We start from the raw sequence: 19,203 nt of genomic DNA, 5'->3' as shown, positions 1-19,203 counted from the left end.
CTGCGGAAAGGGCCTCTGGCTGAACCGTCCGACCCCCGCCCGTCGTGTTCTCGACAGGGGCTGCGTCGGCCGTCATGGCCGCGGCGGCGCCGCGGTCCGGCGAGCACGGTTCACGCAGGCGGGGAGGCGAGATGACCGACGTGGGAGGCGTGAACGCCGCCGAGGCCGGTGAGGTGACGGTGGCTGTCGGGGCGACCGTGATCAGTGTCCGGGACGACGCGGCGATGATCGACGCCTGGCATCGGGCGCTGCTCGGGCTCGCCGGCTACCTGCCGGACGAGCTGGTCACCGAGGCACGCACCTGGCTCGCCGCGGGCCGGCGGCTCGACCTCGCGCGGGCGGTCGCGTTCGCGGTGGCCGCCGGCCAGCTCAGCCTCGGGGGCGAGGAGATCCGGCTGGCCCGGGAGGAGCTGACCGCCGGCGGACAGGACGGCGCGGGCGACGGCGACGGCGCGGGCGACGGCGCGGGCGACGGCGCGGGCGACGGTGACGGCGACGTGGTGGGAGTGCTCGACGCGCTGCCGCTCGGCGAGCGGGTGCCGAGCGCCTGGCAGTTCCGCTCCGTCGGCGCGGACGAGCGTGGGCCGGCGGCGGTGCTGCCGCTCGACCTGACCGCCCCGGACGCGGCGGTCGCGCTGGACGCCGTCGAGGCGGCAGTCGTCGAGGCGGTCGGGGCGGAGCCGGCCGCCGTCGGCCTGTGGCGTTCCTGGCGGACTCCGGGCGCGGGGTCGTCGTGGCCGCTGCCGAAGCGGGTGTTCGTCGTCACGGCCGAGCCGCGGTCGGAGCCGGCCGCCGCCATCGCGGCGCGGCTGCAGGCCGCGCTGCTGGCCGCCGGGGAACCGGCACCGCAGGTGGAGGTGTGCACAGCGGGCGAGGAACCGCCCCCTTACCAGCGTCTCGCGCAGATGTCTGGCGCCCTGCTGTGGGCGCGTGAACCGGCCGTCGAGGTGTCGGTGGCCCGGACGTTCGACGAGGTCGACCCGGTCGACGGCCCCAGCTTCGACCCGGACCGGCCGCGCATCGACGACCTGGGGCTTCGTGATGACCTGCTCGCCTACCTGGACGCCGGCGTGCCGATCCTCGACACCTCCTCGTTGATGTCAGACGTCATCGACCCGGCCCGCGGCGAGGTGGTACCCATGACGTTTCGCACGGACGGCCGCTGGGTGTGGACCGACGCGACCAGCTACTACCTGGACGAGCACGGCCTCGCCCCGGACCCGGACCTGATGCGGCACGTGGCCGAGGCGCGAGGCCCGGCGCTCGACGAGTCGCTGCCGCTCGACGGGTCGCTGGAGGTCGACGAGGTGGCTCTGCACCGGGTGCTCGCGCACCTGTTGAACCCGCGGCAGGAGGAGGACGCGGTGTGGGTCGTGCCGCAGATGGGGGTGGCGCTGCTGGACGAGGAGCCCCTCGCCGCCGTCGACGCGTCGTGACCTGCCCGAGCTCAAGGAGCCAGCGATGACCGCAGCCGTCCTGTCCGTCTCCGCCACGGACGCCGAGTGTGTGACAGCGATCGGGCGCGCGCTCGTCGCGGCCGGGCCCGGGGACACCGTGGCCGTCCGGCCGGGGGTGTACCGGGAGTCGCTCGTCTTCACCCGCGACGTGGTCCTGGTCGCGGAGGAGGGGCCGGGCAGCGTCGTGATCGAGGTGCCCACCGGATCGGCCCTGCTGTGCGCGGGCGGTGACATCCGGCTGCGGGACCTGACCGTGCGCGGGGGCGACGAGGAGCTGCCGCTGGTGCAGGCGGCGGGCGGGCGGCTGGGGCTGGACAACTGCCAGCTCGAGGCCACCGCGTCCGCGGCCCTCCATGTGCGCGGGGGACGGGTCGGGGTGCGCGCCGGCCGGATCGAGAACGCGCACGGTCCCGGGGTGGTGGTCGACGCCGGCGTCGCCGAGTTCACCGAGGTCACCGTGGAGGCGACCGGCGGACCCGCCCTCGTGGTGGCGGGCGGCGCGGCGCCGACGTTCCGGCACTGCACCTTCGCGGGCCTGGACGGGTTCGGGGTCGTGGCGACCGGCACCGGGGCACCGCGGATCGAAGGCTCCCGGATCAGCTCGGCGAGCAGTGTCGCCGTCCTCGTGCAGCAGGAGAGCCGGGCACGGCTGGTCGACACCCAGATCGACGGCAGTCAGGTCGGCCTCTACGTCTCCGGCCGGGCCCAGCCCGTTCTGGAACGGTGCCGGCTGGGGAAGGTGACCGCACACGGCGTGATCACCGTGGAGCAGGCCGCGCCGTCCCTCGTCGAGTGCCTGATCGAGAACTCGGCCGGCCACGGGCTGCACGCCACCGGCCGCTCGGCCGCCGAACTGCGCCACTGCGTCGTGCGGGCCAGCGGCGCGGCCGGGGTGGTCGCCGACGAGGCGGCCCGGCCGGTCCTCACCGGCGGGGAGCTCGCCGACTGCGGCGACGTCGGCGTCCTGCTGCTCGGTGAGTCGGCCGCCCGGCTGCGCGGTGTCCGCATCCACGGCAGCCCGATCGGGGTGTCGATCGAGGGCTCGGCGGCGCCGCTGCTCGGCGGGCTCGACCTCGGCGACGTCGCCTACGGGCTGCACGCCGCCGGTGGTGCCGGCCGGTTCGAGGACGGCCGCGTGCGTGGTGCCAGTCGGGCCGGGGTCCGGCTGGCGGGGGCGGCCACGACCGAGCTGCACAACTCCACGCTGACGCAGTGCCGGATCGGCATCGAGATCACCGCGGCGGCGCGTCCCTCGGTCACCGGCGTCGAGGTCGACGGCGCGCGCGACGCCGGCATCCTGGTCCGCGACGCCGCCCACCCGAACCTGTCCCGCATCCGCGTGCACGGCACGGCCGGCCCGGGGCTCGTGCTCGAACCCGGCACCCAGGCGACGGTCTCCGACGCCGAACTCGTCGGCAACGCCGGGCCCGGGGTGCTGGTGGAGACGAACAGGCCGGTCGTCATCCAGGGCGGCGTGATGCGCGGCAACGGCGGGGAGGCGGTGCGGACCGTGACGCCCACCACGGAGCTGCGCATCGACGGCGTCGAGACCGGTCACAACAACGTCGAGCTCCCCGCGCCGCCCCCGGCCCGCGTGGCCGACCCCGCGCCCCAGCCCCCGCATGACGCCTCGGATCGGGCCGCCGCCGACTGGGCGCCCGCGGACCCCGGCGCCGCCGATCGGGATGCCGACGCCGCCTCACGGTGGGCACCGCGCTCGGCGGACCGGCCGCATTCCCCCGCGGGGGGTGACCCGACCCGGATGCCGGACCCCTCCCCGCCGTCCGCGTCGGGCAACCCCGCGGGCTCACCGCCTCCCGCCGCGCCGCAGGAGGATCCGGGCGGTCCGATCGCCGTCCAGCGGGAGCATTCCCGCCCGGACCCGGGCTCCGTCGGCGGTGGGCCGGGCGCCGACCCGCCGGGCGGCTCGAACCCGGTGACCGCGCTGCTGGCGGAGCTGGACGCGCTGGTCGGCCTGGAGGGCGTCAAGCGGGAGGTGGCCACGCTCGTCGGGCTGCACCAGGTGGCCAAGCGGCGCCAGGAGGCCCGGCTGCACGCGCCGCCGATGTCGCGGCACCTCGTCTTCGCCGGGCCGCCGGGAACCGGCAAGACGACCATCGCGCGGCTGTTCGGGAAGATCCTGGCCGCCCTCGGGGTGCTGCCCGGCGGGCAGATGGTGGAGGTCGCCCGCGCCGATCTCGTCGCGGAGCACGTCGGCGGGACGGCGGTGAAGACCACAGCCAAGTTCGAGGCGGCGCTCGGCGGCGTCCTGTTCATCGACGAGGCCTACACCCTGTCGCCGACGGACGGCGGCGGGCACGACTTCGGCCGGGAGTCCATCGACACGCTGGTGAAGCTGATGGAGGACCGGCGCGACGAGCTCGTCGTGGTGGTCGCCGGCTACTCGCCGCAGATGCGCACCTTCCTCGCCGCCAATCCCGGCCTGGCCTCCCGGTTCTCCAAGACCATCGAGTTCGAGAGCTACTCCAGCACCGAGCTGGTCACCATCGTCGAGCGGCTGTGCCGCAAGCATCACTACGCGTTGGAGTACGAGACCCAGGAGGCCCTGCGCCGGCATTTCGACACCCTGCCGAGGACGGAGACCTTCGGCAACGCCCGGGCCGCGCGCCAGGTGTTCGAGGAGATGCTGGGCCGCCAGGCGTACCGGCTGGCCACCACCCCGGACGCCCCCGAGCTGGAGCTGGCCCGGCTGTTGCCGGAGGACCTGGCCGAGACCGCCGCCCGCGGCCGGGACGCGGCGGCGGGACAGCGTCAGGTGGTCGACGCCCTGATGCAGCGGCTCGACGCGATGATCGGCCTGGACGAGGTCAAACGCGAGGTCGCCGACCTGGTCGACCTCATCGCCTCGGCCAAGGCCCGCGCGGAGGCCGGGCTGCCCGCCCCGTCCATGTCCCGGCACCTGGTCTTCGCCGGGCCGCCCGGGACCGGGAAGACCACCGTGGCCCGGCTCTACGGCGAGCTGCTGGCCGCGATGGGCGTCCTGCGCACCGGGCAGATGGTCGAGGTGTCCCGCGCCGACCTGGTCGGGCAGTACGTCGGCCACACCGCGGTGAAGACGACGGAGGTGTTCAACAAGGCCCGCGGCGGCATCCTGTTCATCGACGAGGCGTACGCCCTGTCGTCCTCAGGCGGCCAGGGCAACGACTTCGGCCGGGAGGCGATCGACACGCTGGTGAAGCTGATGGAGGATCACCGGGACGAGATCGTCGTCATCGCCGCCGGCTACACCGGTGACATGAAGCAGTTCCTGGCGAGCAACGCGGGGCTGGCGTCCAGGTTCAGCCATCAGATCCGGTTCGCCTCCTACTCGGCGGACGAGCTGGTGGCGATCTTCGAGAATCTCGCCCGGGCCGGCGGCTACGAGCCGCACGGCGGCACCCTGCAGGTCCTCCGGAAGCATTTCGACACGCTGCGCCGGGACGAGACGTTCGGCAACGGCCGTTACGCCCGCCAGCTTCTGGACAAGGCCGTCACCCGGCAGGCGAGCCGGTTGCGGAAGATGCCCGATCCGACCGTGGACGACCTGCAGAACCTTCTCCCGGGCGACGTCACGGCGGCTCTCGCCCGCTGAGGAATCCCGGGGACGTCGCCTGGATGTTCACCGGCCTAGTCAGATCCGGAGCGTCTGCGGGCCATCGGCGACCGCATCGGGGGCCAGCTCACCGCCGACATGCTGGCCCGTCCACTGCTCACCGCCAGGCTGCCCGAGGATGGTCGCCCGCGCTCCGCACCGGCGGCCGATCTCCCCCTCGTGCATCCCGGGAAACCCGTTCCGCTCGGCCGATACCTCGGCACCCTCGGCCCACTCAAGCCGCCGCCGTCGACGACCCTGCATGACCGTGCCGTGGTATCCCCTCGAGGGCTCTCCGGGATCGGCCACAAGGAGGTCGGGTCGAACGAATCGGCCGAGCCGGACTAGTGGATGGATGGGCGCCGCACCGGCCCTGGTGGGGACCGAACGGCCCGACGGCGGCGCCGTTCATGCCGGGTCCGCCGTCGGCTGGATCAGGTCACCGGCCTCTAGTCGCGGGACCAGTGCTGGAAGTTCCCTCCGTTGCAGTCCTGGGTGTAGGCACGTCCCTGCCCGTTGCTGTCGAGGCACTCCCCGGTGGCGACGTTGGTGAACTGATAACCGAACGAGTTGGTCGCGACGCTCCAGGCCAGGCTCGCCTGACTGGCGCAGGCCGCGGTGTACACCGAGCCCTGGTACTTGGTGCCGTCCGACCCGATGTTCGACCTGGCCCCTTCGCACAGGCCGGTCGCGAGGTCCTTGAGCTGGTATCCGCCACTCGCCTGCACCAGCTTCCACCGCTGGTAGTCGCCGCCGTTGCAGCCCTTCGTGTAGGCCGCCCCGGAGGCGTCGCTGTCCAGGCACAGACTGGTCGAGACGTTGACGAACGTCCAGGAGGTCTGCGGCCCCGGCGCCGGGACGGCGGTGACCCGTGGGGCCGGGGCCGGGGCGGGGGCAGGCGCGGGCGCCGGTGCCGGCGCCACCTTCGGAGCGGCCACCGAAGGGGCTGGAGCTGGCCTGGCCGGGTTGGCCGGAAGTCGGCTGGCCTGACCCGCGGGAGTGACCGCGGCCGGTGGGACGCCTGCCGGGGCGGAGGTGGCCGCCGGAGTCGGCGGGTCGGAGGTGGCCGCCGCGGCACTGGTCAGGTCGATGGCCTCCGACGTTGCCGGCCCGGTCGGCGGCCCGGTCGGCGGGGCGGTGCGCTGCGGTGTCAGTTGGACGGCGACGGGGGAGGCCAGGCCCGGGGAGTCCGAGTTGTCGACGCCCAGCGCCACCGCGGTGCCCCCCGCCGCGAGAACCACCAGGATGCCCACGGCGCCGATGAGGATCTGCCGTCGGCGCCGAGCGCGTGCTCGCCTCGCCGGGTCGGCCGTCCCGTCCTCGCCGCGTTCCTCGCGGTCCTTGCCTCGGCCTCGGCGGCGGCGCTGGCCGTCCTGGTCCTCGCGGTCCTGGACTCCGGGGTCGTCCGGCGGCCCGGTGTCGTCGTCCGTGCCGGCCGCGGGCTCGCCGGCGCCGGTACCGGGGGCGGCGTCCGCCGGGGGAGTTCCGTCCTGGTCGACCGTCCCCGCGGCCCCGACCGGCGGGCCGGCGGCGCCCTGCCCATGATCTCCGGAGTCGGCGACGAGGGGGGGAGCCGCCGCGGCGGGGGAGGTCGGCCCGGCGGGGAGGGGTGTGATCGGCCCCGCCGGCGCCGGCGGCGGGAGGGCGGCGGGAGCCAGCAGCGCGGCGGCGACCCGGGCTGCGCCGAGTGCCACGACGTGCTTGGGATGCGCGTCGACGACGGTGGGGCGCCCCGTCGCCGCCTCGATCATCCGGGCCACCACCGGGATGCGTGAGGAGCCGCCGGCCAGCAGCACCGCCGACAGGGCGTCGGGCCTGACCTCGGCGGCGCTCAGTGCACGGTGCAGCGCCTCGACCGTGGATTCGATCGCAGGTCGGATCATCTCCTCGAACTGCGCCCGGCCGAGCTTGACGTCCTGACGGATTCCCGGCAGCAACACCGGGATGACCGTGTCCTCGTCGGCGGACAGGGCCTCCTTGGCCAGGACACATTCCTGGCGCAGCCGCGACAGCGCCACGGCGCTGTCGTGGTCGCGGGGATCGGCCGCGGTGACGGCGCCGTCGAGCTCCCGGTCGACGTGATGGAGGATCGCCTCGTCGAAGTCCGCGCCGCCCAGCCATTCGATACCCTCCGGGTTGCCGAGGATCCGCGCCTGGCCCGCCTCCATCCGCAGCACCGCGGCGTCGAACGTGCCGCCGCCGAGGTCGTACACGGCGATGACGTCGCCGTCGGACAACTGTCGGCCGGTGGCGTAGTAGGTCGCCGCGGCCACCGGCTCGGTCACGAGGGGAACGTCGACCAGCCCGGCCAGCCGCGGGACCTCGTCGAACTGCTCCATCCGGTAGGGCCCCCACACGGCTGGCCGGGTCAGGACGATCTGCTGCGGAGGTCCACCCTGCAGCCGGATCGCACTGCCGACCGCGTCGCGCAGCACTGCGGCCAGCAGCGCCGCCGGCGAGTACGGCGCGTCGCCGAGGAGCACCGGGGTCGGATCGCCCAGCCGGCGCTTGAACTCCCGTGCCGCCCGATCGGGTTCCCGCAGGGCGCGGCGGTCGGCCGCGTCTCCGGTCAGCAGGTGCCCGTCGCGGCCGGCGTAGACGACCGTGGGGGCGACGATGCTGCGATTACCGAGGCTGACCATCTCCGTGCGGTCGGGCCAGCCGATCGCCACTGCGGTGAAGGTGGTCCCGAGATCGATGCCGAGGCCGTACGTCACCGGATCGGACTCCGCCGGGGTGAGCCGATCGATCGCATGGTTCCTCCCGAAATGTCTACCTCTAGCAAGCTACCTGGGGTATAGACCACGGTCTAGTACGTCCCCGGAACATCGGCCCCCGGCTGGTCTCGTCGTGTCGAGGAATGGCTTCTGAGCTGGGCGGACCGGGCAGGTCGCGGGGATGTTCCGGTGGACGGGAGCTGATGTCCTTCGGCGGCGACCGACAACGCCTTCGCCTACATTTCATCTGTCGGCCATTCTCCGTCCGAGCCCTTTTTCGGTAAGGGGAGGCGCGGGTGGCATCCCGGTCCCGGCGGCGAAACACTCCCACCAAGGTGGGGCCACCATGATCGTCTGCTGGCATGCCTGAACCGGGGACCCTTCTCGCGCCGTGCAGTGAGCATGCGAAGAGGGCTGCGGTGAGCGACATCATCAAGTTCGACTCGGCCAAGTACGATCAGTTGATCAGCCAGCTGGGTGGAACCCTGCAGGAGTTCACGGACGGCGCAGCGGGTCCCTTGCCGCTGACGGCTGACGTGCAGCTTCAACCGGCTGGTCAGACCTGGTCGCCGGCCGTCGACCTGGTCGGCGCCGGTACCGCGCTGTTCGGCATGATCAGTGAGACGAACGACTCCCTGGTCAACGGGGTGACCGACCTGCGCGCGGCCCTGGTTCAGGGGCGGTCGATTTTCAACGACACGGAGGACCTGGCCACCGTCACCGCCGAGCAGTTCGACCAGGCGGTGGGGCATCCACTGGGCGTCGTGCGCGGCCGGTCCGAGGGCACCGAGCAGTTGTGAGCGAGCCGGGGACGCTGACCGACTTCACGTCCGCGCTGGCGGCTGTCACGGGTGTCACGGCGGATCTGCGGGGCGCCGCGTCCCCGGCCGGTGGCTGGATCACCTTCGGTAGCCCCGGCTGGTGGACCTACGGTCCCTTCGGCAGCCCGCTGTTCACCGTCGGCCTCAACATCCAGGCGCTGGCGAACTGGGGTTCCGCGGTGTCGACTCTGGACGGCATCGTCGACGAGCTGGCCGCCGGGACACTGGGTCTCATGGACGTCCGGCGGCTGCGGGACGCCGAGCAGACGGTGCGGCTGCACACCGACCATCTCAGTGCCGCCACCGGCGACACGACAAACGCCGCCCAGTTGTTCGGTGGCGGCGACCCACCGGCCGCCGGGACCGCGACGGGGGAGATCTCCGGCATTGTGAACGGCTTGGCCAAGGATATGTCCGCCTATCGCGACACACTGGCCGGTCCACCGGCGATCGCCGACGCGCTGCACGCCGCGGGCGAGGCGCTGGCCGCGTTCGGCCGGGGGATGGCGGACGCCTACCAGAAATCAGCGGTGCACAACGGGCCCGCCGACGGGATCAACAGTATCGCGGCCAACATGCAGAACTACCTTTTCGGGCAGCCGGTGACGACGGAGACGGTGGCGCAGGTGCTCGCCGGCTACTCCTCGTCGGCCCTGGGCGGACTCCCCAGCGGGATGGCCGACTTCAGCGGCGATCTGGCCCAGCCCGCAGTCTGGAGCGCCGCCAGCACCGCCGTGACCAACTGGATCGACGCTGGCCTGGACACACTCGACGCGCGAGCCCGGGAACTCTCGGCCGCGCTGAATGATGCCTATCAGACCGCGACGGAAAGCCTGAACACCGTGGCGGGAAAGAGCGGCCGCAAACGGTTCCGACAGTCGGAGAAACCCCGGGAAGGGGAGCCGATCGAGGGCAGGGTCAATCCGCTGCCCGGGCCGGGTGACAGCGATGGTCAGAACACTCAGGCGTCGGGGACGCCGACGTCTGAGGGTACGACCACGCCCGAGTCCGGGGTGGTGCGAGGGCGAGCGGGCCTGTCGGATCCGTTGAACACGAAGACGCAGGAACAGAGCGAGCGGATCGAGGAGAACGAGCCGCTGCCGCGGCAGGGTCGTGAGGCGCTGCCGCAGCAGGGTCGTGCGCTGCTGCCGCAGCAGGGTCGTGAGCCGGTGGGGGCGCTGTCGGGCATGGTGCAGGACGGGCAGGACGGGACGCTCCAGGTGAGCAAGGGCCAGTCCCTGCCCGGGCCGGGTGACAGCGAGGGCCAGAACACTCAGGCGTCGGGGACGCCGACGTCTGAGGGTACGACCACGCCCGAGTCCGGGGTGGTGCGGGAGCGAGCGGGCCTGTCGGATCCGTTGAGCACGAGGACGCAGGTACCGAGCGAGCGGATGGAGGGGATCGAGCCGCTGACGCAGCGGGGTCGTGAGGCGCTGCCGCGGCAGATTCTTGAGCCGGTGGTGGCGCTGTCGGGCAGAGTGCCGGACGAGACGCTCCAGGTGAGCGAGGGCCAGCCGCTGCCCGGGCGGGGTGACAGCGAGGGCCAGAACACCCAGGCGTCGGCGACGCCGACGCCCGCGGGAGCGACGACCAGCCCGGTGTAGGCGCCACGCCGTGGTGGGGTGCGGAGCCCGAGTTTCCCGACCCTTCGAAGTCCTGCGAATCCGTTCCGTGGGTGCCCTGGGGGTGCCCTGTCCGTGAACTGGGCGGCCCGGCAGGGCCGTGCTTCGGCCAAAGGGCCCGCGGCGGTGGACCCGACGGCACGCTGTTCCGGCAAGTCTGGAGGATTTGGTGACCGAGGCCCCGACAAGCGTCGTGTCGGCAGGAGGCGTCGACGGTGTCGCTTCCGATGCTCATGACGCGTGGATGACCGACGCCTGGCATCGGGCGCTGCTCGGCCTCGCCGGCTTCCTGCCCGACGAGCTGATCAGCGCGGCGCGTTTCTGGCTGGCGCAGGGCCAGCGGTTCGACATCGCCCAGGCGATCACGCTCGCCGTGGCCGCCGGCCGGCTCGACGTCGGCGGCGCCGAGATCGGGCTGGCCCGCGAGGAGTTCAGGGCCGCCGGGCAGGAGCAGGACGGGCTGCTGGGAGCGCTGGATACCCTGCCCATCGCCGAACGGCTCCCGACCGCCTGGGAGTTCCGCTCCGATGATCCCTACGCCGACGGGACGGCGGCCTCCCTGCCCGTCGACCTGACCGCCGGCGTGGGGCCGTCCGAGCTGGCCGACACCGAACAGGCGATCCTCGCGGCCATCCTGGCCGAGCCGGACGCCGCCGGCCTGTGGCGGACCTGGCGGGTTCCGGCCGCGGGCGAGCCCTGGGCGGCGCCGAAGCGGGTCTTCGCCGTCACGATCGAGGCGGGTACGCGACACCCGGCCGAGGTGACGGCACGGCTGCAGACCGCGCTGGCCGCCGCCGGGGAGCCCGACCCGCAGGTCGAGGTGAGCGTCGTGGGTACCGAAACGCCCTCCTACCCGACCCTCGCCCGCCTGTGTGGAGCCCTGCTCTGGTCACGTGAACCGGCGCTCGGCGTGTCGGTCGCCCGGGTGTTCGACGCGGCCGACCCGGCCACCGGACCGCGCTTCGCCCCGGACCGGCCCCGGATCACCAACGCGGCCGTTCGGGCCCGCCTGCTCGGCTACCTGGACAACGGCGTCGCCCTCTTCGGCGGCTCCTCGTCGATGCCGGATCTCCTCGACCCGGCCCGGGGGGACGTCGTGCCGGGCACGTTTCGCACGGATGGCCGGTGGGTGTGGACCGACGCCGTCGGCTACTACCTGCACGAGTACGGCATCGCGCCGGAGCAGGGGTTCCGGTGGCACCTGGAGCACGGCGAACCGGTCGAGCGGATCGACGAGGTCGTCCTGCACCGCGTGCTGGCGGTCGTGCTGAGTCGGCGGCGGGAGGACGAGGCCGCGTGGGTCGTCCCGCCGACGGGCGAACCCGCCGCCCCGGACGCGCCGTGACCGTGCGGGGCGGCGGCGCGGGTCCGGACCTCGTGAGGACCTGACATGAAGCCGGCTACGTCATGAGCCTCGCCACCGGCTATCTCGCCGGTGCCGAGCGGCCCACCGACGCTGTGCCTGCCACCAAGGCTGTGCGGCCCACCGACGCTGTGCCTGCCACCGACGCCTGGCGCGACTGGGCTGGCCGCTACGACGGGGCCGAGGCCGTCGAGCATCACCCGGGCCCCGGGGCGGGTCCGGGTCCGGTGTCCCCCGACGCGGTTGCCGGCTGGCTGCCCCCCGAGACGAGTGTCGGATGGAGCGCCGCGGGCCGGCCGGTGCCGCGGCTGCTGGCCTCGCCGTCACAGGCCCCGTGGGATCCCGCCGGACGGGCGAGGGGAACGCCCCCGCCGGAGCCGACGGAACCGATCCTGGCGCGGCTGCTCGAGGGCACCCTCGCCACCGCCGCCGGCCGGTTCTTCGAGCCGGATCTGGCCGGAGCAACGCGGCTGCCGGTGGCCCCACCCGGGATGTTCACCGTTCACCTGGGCACCGGCCCGGCAGGCTTCCAGGTCAACGGTCGCCCTGTTCCGCCCGCGCTGCTGGCCCGGCTGATCCGTGCCTGTCCCGAGTGGCGCGGCCGGCCGCTGCTGGTCCTGGCGCATCCGAACCCGGCGCCGAACCGACTGGCCGCCCTGGTCCGTGCGCTGCTCGCCGGGGTCGGTGTTCCGGTGTACACCGCGGACGCCGGTGTCCTGCTGCTGCCGGGCGGGGCGATCACCGGAACGTCGTTCCGCCGATGGTCCGTGCCGGCGGCTGGGCGGAGCGAAGCGGAAGCGTCGACGGCCGTCGGCCCGTGGCTGCCGCACGGCGGGCCTGCGACGGCGCGCGCGGGCGAGCGCGCTGCACCGGTTCGCACGGCCGAACCGGCCGAACCGGCCGAACCCAGGCCGCTCCCCGCGCCGGTGCCGTCAGTCGCGCCGGTGCCGTCGATCGCGCCGGTGCCGTCGATCGCGCCGGTGCCACTACCTGCGTCGCTTGCCTTGCCGGCTGCGGGGGGACCGTCGGCTCCCGGTCCGATGCCCGGTGTCATCCGGCGCTCCCTTCCCACGGCGACCCCCTGGTCACCTCGGGTTCCCGCATTCCCGCCACCCGCATCCCCGCCACCCGCATCCCCGCCACCCGCTGCATCGCCCCGTGCGTTACCGCATCCTGTGTCCGGTTCCCCGGAGCTCTCCGCTCCGGCCGGGCAGTCGCCGGGGCAGGGGCTCCAGCGGGGCGTGGATCCGGTGGCCGACGTGAGTGGCGGGGCGCGGCCCGGCCCGGGTTGGCATCCGCGGATGCCGCCCGATGGCACTCCCGCCCGGCCCGCGGCGGCCCCGGCCGGATCCGCGGTGGATTCCGCGCTGGAGGAAGCTCTCGGCCACGGCCGGGACCTGGCGGCGGGCCCCCGCGTCCCCGGTGCCGCACCGCCTCTGCTCGACCCGACCGAGGCCACGCCCGCCGACAGCGCCGCGGAGGGGAGCCACGAAGCGGCCCGCGTCTCCCGTCAGGTCGCCGGCGATGGCCGCTTCGGCGATGGCCGCTTGGATGACGGCCGCTTTGATGACGGGCGCTTCGATGACGGCCGCTTCGAGGGGGGCCGGTCCGGCCGGGACGCCGCCGGTGGCGGCTTTGGCGCGGACCGGGCTGATACCGGGCACCTCCTGCCCTGGCTTGCGGTGCTGCCGCGGGTGACGGTGGAGGACCGGGACCGGCTGCGGACGCTGCTCGGGTGGCGCTACGAGACGCACGCACGCGCCGTGATGGGCGCCCTTGCCCTGCAACCGGGCCTGCGGGCGGGAGCCGGCGCGGACGACCTGCTGGCCGGGCTGGTCGCGGTCCGCGCCTATCTCTCGGCGGCGGGACGGCTCGACTCCGCCGGCCGGTCGGTGGACGCGGCGCTGCGCGGCGCCGAGCGGCGGCCGGACGAGGACGGCCTGGTCCTGCTGGCCCGCTGCGTTCAGGCCGGCCTCGGTCGGCTACCGGCCGTGGTGGGTCCGGTGTTCCGCCCGGCGGCTGCGAGCCCGGACGTGGTCTCGCGTCACCGGCCGGGGGACATGCTCGTCGAACCCGCCTTCCTTGAGGTGTCGACGGCCCCCTGGGAGCTGCCGGGACGCACCGTGGAGTACGTGATCTGGTCCTCGACGGCCCGCCGGACGACGTGGCTCGGTGCGGACGCCACGCCCGGCGGTTCGTCGAGCGAGGCGCTGTTCGTGGCCGGCACCCGGTTCGTCGTCCTCGCCGTCGACATTGCGGCCAACGCCAACGCCGACGCCGCCAACGCCAACGCCGCCGCCAACGCCGCCGACGCCGCGGACGGCCGTGCCGGGGCCGGCGAGGCCCCCACGCGGGTGCTGCTGCGCGAGGTGGTCGGTGGCCGGGTCGACGCCGCGCTGGCGCAGCGCGCGCTCGAGCGGCTGCGCGACGTCCTCGCCGGGCGGTCTCCCGCCGCGAGCGGGGCGGGTACGTCCGGCGGGCCGGACGGTGCGCTGCCCGAGCGACTGCGGTTCGCCCTCGGCGTCGGCGCCGGCGGCCGCCCCTTCGCACCCGACGGCGCCCGCCTGGCCGACGCCCTGGGACCGGCCGCGACGACGTGACCCCGCACACGCCCCCGGCCACGCCGCCCCACAGCCCATCCCGCCCCACAGCGATCCCGCCCCACAGCCGCATCCCGCCCCACAGCCGCATCCCGCCCCACAGCCATCCCGCCCCACAGCTATCCCGCAGTGCCGTGACCCAGGGAGCCTCGCGATGACCGCAGCCGTCCGGTCCGACCTCGCCGCGCCGGCCGAGGATGCGGCGATGATCGTCCGGGCGCTGGCCGGCGCCGATCCGGGCGGCACGGTGGCGCTGCGCCCGGGCGTGTACCGGGAGTCACTCGTCTTCACCCGGGACGTGACCCTGGTCGCGCGCGAGGGCCCGGGCAGCGTCGTGATCGAGGTGCCGCCCGAGGGGACCCTGCTCGTCGCCGACGGGGAGATCAGGCTGCGGGGGCTGGAGATACGCGGCGGCGACCAGCGAGCGCCGCTGATCCGGGTCGTGGGTGGGCGGCTGCGGATGGACAGGTGCGATCTGCGGGCCACCGCGGCGGTGGCGCTGCACCTGCACGGGGGGCGGACCCGGGTGGTCAGGGGTCGGATCGGCAATCCCGCCGGTGCGGGGGTGGAGGTCGGGGCCGGCCTCGCCGAACTCGTCGACGTCGCCCTGGCGGGCATCGGCGGTCCCGGTCTCGCCGTGTCGGGCGGGGCGATGCCGATCCTGCGCGGCTGCGCGTTCACGGACGTCGAGGGCGTGGGTGTGCTGGCGGCCGGGACGGGCGCGGCGCTGCTCGACCGCTGCCGGATCAGCTCGCTGTCCAGCGCCGCGGTCCTCGCCCGGGAGGACTCTCGCCTGCGGATGGTCGGCTCGCGGGTGGACGGGGGCCGGGTCGGCCTGTATGTCGCCGACCGGGCCCGGCCCACCGTCGAGAACTGCCGGTTTCACGACACCGCCGGTCCGGCGGTGGTCACCGTGGACCGGGCCGCGCCGAGTCTGGTCGAGTGCGTGGTCGACAGCCCCGCCGGCCCCGGGCTGCACGCCTCGGGCCGGTCGGCGCCCGAGCTCCAGCGCTGTGTGGTGCGCGGCAGCGCCGCGGCGGGCCTCGTCGTCGACGGCGGCGCCCGCCCGACCCTCCTTGGCGGTGAGATCGCCGACTGCGGTGACGTCGGGGTCCGCCTGCTCGGCGACTCGACCGCCCGGCTGGACGGCGTCCGGGTGCACGGCAGCCCGATCGGGGTGTCGATCGAGGATGCCGCCGCCCCGTGGCTGGTCGGGCTCGACGTCGGCGACGCCGACATCGCGGTGGCGGATGAGCGGCCCTACAGCACGGTCAGCTCCTCCTGCCGGCGCAGGGACCGCAGCGCGTAGTGCACCCGGCTCTTCACCGTCCCCTCGGGGATGCCGAGGGCCGCCGCCGCCTGCGCGCAGGTGCGGTCGCGCAGGTAGACCTCGACGAGGGCGGCCCGGTGCTCGGGCCAGATCCGGCGCAGCGCCGCCTGCACCGTGGTCGCGACCAGAACCGACTCGGCGTGGTCCGGCTGGGCCTGGACCTCGGTGTGCTCGGGCTCCAGTTCGAGCTCGGTCAGCCGGGCCCGACGTCCCCGGTAGCCGTCGACGACGAGGTTGTGCGCCACCCGGCGCAGCCAGCCGTTGACCGAGCCGCGTTCGGGGGTCAACCGGTCGAGGTTGTGCCAGGCGCGCAGGAAGGTCTCCTGCACGACGTCCTCCGCCCGCCCGCGGTCGCCGCCGGTGAGCCGGGTCGCGTAGGCGAGCAGGGTCGTCCGGTGCAGGCGCACGAGCTCGTCGAAATGGTCCTCCGCCGTCCGCGGTTCCACCGTGTTCGCAGGCAGTTCCACCGTGTTCGCAGGCGATTGCGTCATGCTACGACCGTCGCCGTTTGGCGTCGCGCTCGATACCAGGCGCTCCCTACGCCTGCGGGGGAGGACCCGATCCGGGCGTAGGGCTAGCCCTACCTCACCGGGTCGGCGCCGGTGACCTGTGGCGCGGCGACCCAGGACGGCGGTGGTTGGACTCCCGCCGGCAGCCGGGTCCGTTCGTCGCCGTGGGCGGCGTTGACCTGCTTCTGTGTCAGGCCGGACACGCCGGTGAGGTCGACGCCGAACAGCAGGGTGCCGGTGAGCGTCGCCCCGCCGAGCTGGGCGCCGCCGAGCTTCGCGTCGACCAGCCGCGCCTCGGTGAGGTCCGCGCCCGTGAGCTGGGCGCCGGTGAGGTTCGTCCCGAACAGCTCGGCGCCGGTGAGATCCGCCTCGGCCAGCCGGGCCTCGGCGAGGTTCGCCTCGACGAGGAAGGCGCGGGTGAGGTTGGCGCGGAACAGCAGGGCGCGCGCGAGGTTCGCGCCGTCGAGCTGGGCGCGGGTGAGGTTCGCCTCGCTCAGCCGGGCGCCGGTGAGGTCGGCGTCGGGGAGGGCGAGATCGGTCAGGCTGGCCGGACCGGTGAGGTCGGCGCCGGTGAGATCGGCACGGGGGACGCTGGCGCGGTGGGGGAGGCGGGCGAGGACCTGAACGGCGGCGCGGATGTCGATCGCGGGGGGAAGGGGCGGGATGGTGCCGTCGGGGGCGGGCGGCGGTGGCGTGCGCAGCAGGGGGCTGGTACTGAGCTTGCGGACGAAGGCGGAGAGGACCTCGACGACGGTGCGCTGGTCGGCGGGGCTGTCGGTGACGATGCGTTCGAGGGCGTAGATGCCGCCGAGGCGGATGGTGTCGCGGTCGGAGCCGAGCTGGTCGATCGCCCGGGTGTAGAGCTCGCGGACGTGGGTGTTCTTGTTGGCCTGGCGGGTCTCGCCGAGGGCGATCAGGCCGCCGGCGACGGCGATCAGCGCGGCCACCGCGGTGAGGATCCCGCCCTGCAACGCCGCGCGGGCCTCCGCCGCGCCGTCCGTGCCCGGCGGGTACATCCGGTCGGTCAGGTGCCAGATCCCGACCGCCGCGCCGATCGCCGCGGCCGCCGCGACGACCCACAGCCATCGCCGGTCGAGTCGGCGAAGTGCTCCTCTGTTGTCCGCCATGGTGGGGTTGTACGCTGCCCGCCGCCACCGGGTGGGGCAAACGCGACCATGCGCCGGGCGTGCTGCCGCCGGCTCGGAGTGGGGGCGGGATACCTCCCGCGGCGTAGGCGGGTACGCCGCAAGGAGGACATCGGCGCCCGTAAAGATCGCTCTGTGGGCCGTCGTCCCGCCGTGTGCGGCGGATTAGGTTCGGCACTGCTGGACTTGGATCCCTAGAGATGGGCGATCAGCGATGATCGAGGTGCAAGGTCTCACCAAGCGATACGGCGAAAAGCTCGCCGTGTCGGAGCTGAGTTTCACGGTCCGGCCCGGCATCGTCACCGGTTTTCTCGGTCCGAACGGATCGGGAAAGTCCACGACCATGCGGATGATCGTGGGTCTGGACCAGCCGAGCGAGGGCAGCGTCCTGATCAACGGGCAGCGGTACCGGGATTTCCGGGCACCGCTGTGCGAGGTCGGTGCGCTGTTGGAGGCGCGGTCGGTGCACACCGGTCGGTCGGCCTACAACCACCTGTTGGCCCTCGCCCAGACCCACGGCATCCCGCGCCGCCGGGTCGCCGACGTCATCGAGCTGGTCGGGCTGGCCGGCGTGGCCCGCAAACGGGCCGGGGGCTTCTCGCTGGGCATGGGGCAGCGGCTGGGCATCGCCGCGGCGCTGCTCGGGGATCCCGGGACGCTGATCCTCGACGAGCCGGTCAACGGTCTCGACCCGGAGGGCATCCGCTGGATCCGCACCCTGCTGCAGGATCTGGCCGCGCAGGGGCGCACGGTGCTGGTGTCGTCCCACCTGATGAGCGAGATGGCGCTGACCGCCGAGCATCTCGTCGTCATCGGGCAGGGCCGGCTGATCGCGGACATGTCCGTCGCGGACTTCGTCGCCGGCGCCTCCGAGAACGTCGTGCACGTCCGGTCGCCGCGCGCGGCGGAGCTGCGGGATCTGCTGCTGTCCGCGGACGTGACGATCCGCGCGGACGGAGCCGACGTGCTCGAGGTGTCCGGGCTGCCGAGCGATCGGATCGGCGCGGTCGCGGCCGCCGCCGGCATCGCGTTGTCCGAGCTGACGCCGCGCCAGGCGTCGCTGGAGGAGGCGTTCATGGCGCTGACCCATGACGCCGTCGAGTACCACGGCGGCTCCGCGTCGGCGCTGCCGCACCAGCCGGGGGACGGGTCGGCGCAGGCGGCGGGCGGCGCCCGCCTTGAGACGCACGGGGCGGGAGCGAGATCATGACGACGGTGACGGACGTGCGACCGGCGCGCGGCGAGCTGACGGCGCAGGCCGGCTACGGGGTCACCCGGCGCCGGGTCCTGCTGTCGGAGTGGACCAAGCTGCGATCCCTGCGCTCGACCCTGTTCTCCCTGCTCGCGGCGATCGTCTTCGTGGTCGCCCTCGGCATCCTCATCTCCTGGGCGCAGGCCAGCCACTGGGATCAGGAGTCGCCGATCGACCGGCTCACCTTCGACCCGACGAACACGAGTCTTTCCGGCGTGTTCCTCGCGCAGCTCGCGATCGGCGTGCTCGGCGTGCTGATGTTCAGCGGCGAGTACGGCACCGGCATGATCCGCGCGACGATCACCGCGGTGCCCCACCGCCTGCCGGTGCTGTGGGCGAAGTCGATCGTGTTCGCGGTGGTCACGTTCGTCCTGATGACGGTCTCGTCGTTCGTCGCCTTCGTCGGCGGCCAGGCGATGCTGTCGTCGAAGCACATCGACACCACGCTCGGTCATCCCGGCGTGCTCACCGCCGTGTTCGGCGGCGGCCTCTATCTCACGGTCGTGGCCCTGCTGGGGGTCGCGCTCGGCGCGCTGGTCCGCAGCACCGCCGGCGGGATCGCCACCCTGTTCGGGGTGCTGCTGATCCTGCCGCTGATCGTCAACTTCCTGCCGTCGAGCTGGTCGAACAACATCGACCCGTACCTGCCCAGCAGCGCCGGCCAGGACATCTTCACCGTCGTGCGGGACTCCTCGTCACTGGGGCCCTGGACCGGCTTCCTGCTGTTCTGCGGGTACGCGGCGGTCCTGCTGGCCGCCGCGGCGGTGGTCCTGCGGCGACGGGACGCCTAGCCTC

Annotated in this window: 13 protein-coding genes; 9 read left to right on the top strand and 4 right to left on the bottom strand. The window is 74.0% G+C overall.

Annotated features, from left to right (window positions below):
• Window positions 1–131 precede the first annotated feature (131 nt).
• Both AC5R91_RS06245 and AC5R91_RS06240 read left to right on the top strand, forming a co-directional pair.
• Window positions 132–1,436, top strand: a complete 1,305-nt coding sequence (locus AC5R91_RS06245) for a hypothetical protein (protein ID WP_495396178.1) — start codon at window positions 132–134, stop codon at window positions 1,434–1,436.
• A 25-nt stretch (window positions 1,437–1,461) separates the two neighbouring features.
• The gene (locus AC5R91_RS06240) at window positions 1,462–5,049 is read left to right on the top strand and encodes an AAA family ATPase (protein WP_495396177.1); all 3,588 of its coding nucleotides are present in this window, start codon (window positions 1,462–1,464) and stop codon (window positions 5,047–5,049) included.
• Between the two features lie 39 nt (window positions 5,050–5,088).
• On the opposite strand, the gene AC5R91_RS06235 is transcribed toward AC5R91_RS06240, so the two are convergent.
• Window positions 5,089–5,235 (bottom strand): hypothetical protein, encoded by a 147-nt coding sequence (locus AC5R91_RS06235; RefSeq protein WP_495396176.1) that lies wholly within the window; start codon window positions 5,233–5,235, stop codon window positions 5,089–5,091.
• A gap of 263 nt (window positions 5,236–5,498) precedes the next feature.
• Window positions 5,499–7,766, bottom strand: coding sequence for an Hsp70 family protein (locus tag AC5R91_RS06230; RefSeq protein WP_495396175.1), 2,268 nt, complete (start codon window positions 7,764–7,766; stop codon window positions 5,499–5,501).
• Window positions 7,767–8,185: 419 nt separating this feature from the next.
• Here AC5R91_RS06230 and AC5R91_RS06225 point away from each other — a divergent pair, with 419 nt between their 5' ends.
• The 5 genes from AC5R91_RS06225 (at window position 8,186) to AC5R91_RS06205 (ending at window position 15,481) form a co-directional block, all read left to right on the top strand.
• Complete coding sequence (locus AC5R91_RS06225) at window positions 8,186–8,566, top strand: hypothetical protein (protein ID WP_495396174.1); 381 nt, start codon at window positions 8,186–8,188, stop codon at window positions 8,564–8,566.
• A complete protein-coding gene (locus AC5R91_RS06220) occupies window positions 8,563–10,191 on the top strand; it encodes a hypothetical protein (RefSeq protein ID WP_495396173.1) in 1,629 nt (542 codons plus the stop codon). The genes AC5R91_RS06225 and AC5R91_RS06220 overlap by 4 nt, the downstream gene beginning before the upstream one ends.
• A 262-nt stretch (window positions 10,192–10,453) precedes the next feature.
• Window positions 10,454–11,554: a hypothetical protein gene (locus AC5R91_RS06215; RefSeq protein WP_495396172.1), complete on the top strand. Its 1,101-nt coding sequence runs from the start codon at window positions 10,454–10,456 to the stop codon at window positions 11,552–11,554.
• A 62-nt stretch (window positions 11,555–11,616) separates the two neighbouring features.
• Window positions 11,617–14,172, top strand: coding sequence for a hypothetical protein (locus AC5R91_RS06210; RefSeq protein WP_495396171.1), 2,556 nt, complete (start codon window positions 11,617–11,619; stop codon window positions 14,170–14,172).
• A gap of 154 nt (window positions 14,173–14,326) precedes the next feature.
• Entirely contained in the window at window positions 14,327–15,481 is a 1,155-nt protein-coding gene (locus AC5R91_RS06205) for a right-handed parallel beta-helix repeat-containing protein (RefSeq protein ID WP_495396170.1), read from the top strand.
• Here the strand turns inward: AC5R91_RS06205 and AC5R91_RS06200 are convergent.
• Together AC5R91_RS06200 and AC5R91_RS06195 are read right to left on the bottom strand one after the other, a co-directional pair.
• Window positions 15,433–15,993 (bottom strand): sigma-70 family RNA polymerase sigma factor, encoded by a 561-nt coding sequence (locus tag AC5R91_RS06200; protein WP_495396168.1) that lies wholly within the window; start codon window positions 15,991–15,993, stop codon window positions 15,433–15,435. The two genes, AC5R91_RS06205 and AC5R91_RS06200, sit on opposite strands and share 49 nt — an antisense overlap.
• A gap of 89 nt (window positions 15,994–16,082) precedes the next feature.
• Window positions 16,083–17,138 (bottom strand): pentapeptide repeat-containing protein, encoded by a 1,056-nt coding sequence (locus tag AC5R91_RS06195; RefSeq protein ID WP_495396167.1) that lies wholly within the window; start codon window positions 17,136–17,138, stop codon window positions 16,083–16,085.
• 232 nt (window positions 17,139–17,370) lie between these two features.
• On the opposite strand from AC5R91_RS06195, the gene AC5R91_RS06190 reads away from it, so the two are divergent.
• Together AC5R91_RS06190 and AC5R91_RS06185 are read left to right on the top strand one after the other, a co-directional pair.
• Window positions 17,371–18,366, top strand: coding sequence for an ATP-binding cassette domain-containing protein (locus AC5R91_RS06190; RefSeq protein ID WP_495396166.1), 996 nt, complete (start codon window positions 17,371–17,373; stop codon window positions 18,364–18,366).
• Complete coding sequence (locus tag AC5R91_RS06185) at window positions 18,363–19,199, top strand: ABC transporter permease (protein ID WP_495396165.1); 837 nt, start codon at window positions 18,363–18,365, stop codon at window positions 19,197–19,199. The genes AC5R91_RS06190 and AC5R91_RS06185 overlap by 4 nt, the downstream gene beginning before the upstream one ends.
• Window positions 19,200–19,203 lie beyond the last annotated feature (4 nt).

It is taken from the genome of Frankia sp. BMG5.60 (assembly GCF_059428125.1).
Note: the sequence above shows the minus strand (reverse complement) of the source record. Positions and strands in the feature narration are given on the sequence as shown.

Coding starts and splice junctions, on each gene's coding strand:
- AC5R91_RS06240 (WP_495396177.1), top strand. CDS start 1,462: ATGACCGCAGCCGTCCTGTCCGTCTCCGCCACGGACGCCGAGTGTGTG.
- AC5R91_RS06200 (WP_495396168.1), bottom strand. CDS start 15,993: ATGACGCAATCGCCTGCGAACACGGTGGAACTGCCTGCGAACACGGTG.
- AC5R91_RS06235 (WP_495396176.1), bottom strand. CDS start 5,235: ATGCACGAGGGGGAGATCGGCCGCCGGTGCGGAGCGCGGGCGACCATC.
- AC5R91_RS06195 (WP_495396167.1), bottom strand. CDS start 17,138: ATGGCGGACAACAGAGGAGCACTTCGCCGACTCGACCGGCGATGGCTG.
- AC5R91_RS06185 (WP_495396165.1), top strand. CDS start 18,363: ATGACGACGGTGACGGACGTGCGACCGGCGCGCGGCGAGCTGACGGCG.
- AC5R91_RS06215 (WP_495396172.1), top strand. CDS start 10,454: ATGACCGACGCCTGGCATCGGGCGCTGCTCGGCCTCGCCGGCTTCCTG.
- AC5R91_RS06210 (WP_495396171.1), top strand. CDS start 11,617: ATGAGCCTCGCCACCGGCTATCTCGCCGGTGCCGAGCGGCCCACCGAC.
- AC5R91_RS06245 (WP_495396178.1), top strand. CDS start 132: ATGACCGACGTGGGAGGCGTGAACGCCGCCGAGGCCGGTGAGGTGACG.
- AC5R91_RS06205 (WP_495396170.1), top strand. CDS start 14,327: ATGACCGCAGCCGTCCGGTCCGACCTCGCCGCGCCGGCCGAGGATGCG.
- AC5R91_RS06190 (WP_495396166.1), top strand. CDS start 17,371: ATGATCGAGGTGCAAGGTCTCACCAAGCGATACGGCGAAAAGCTCGCC.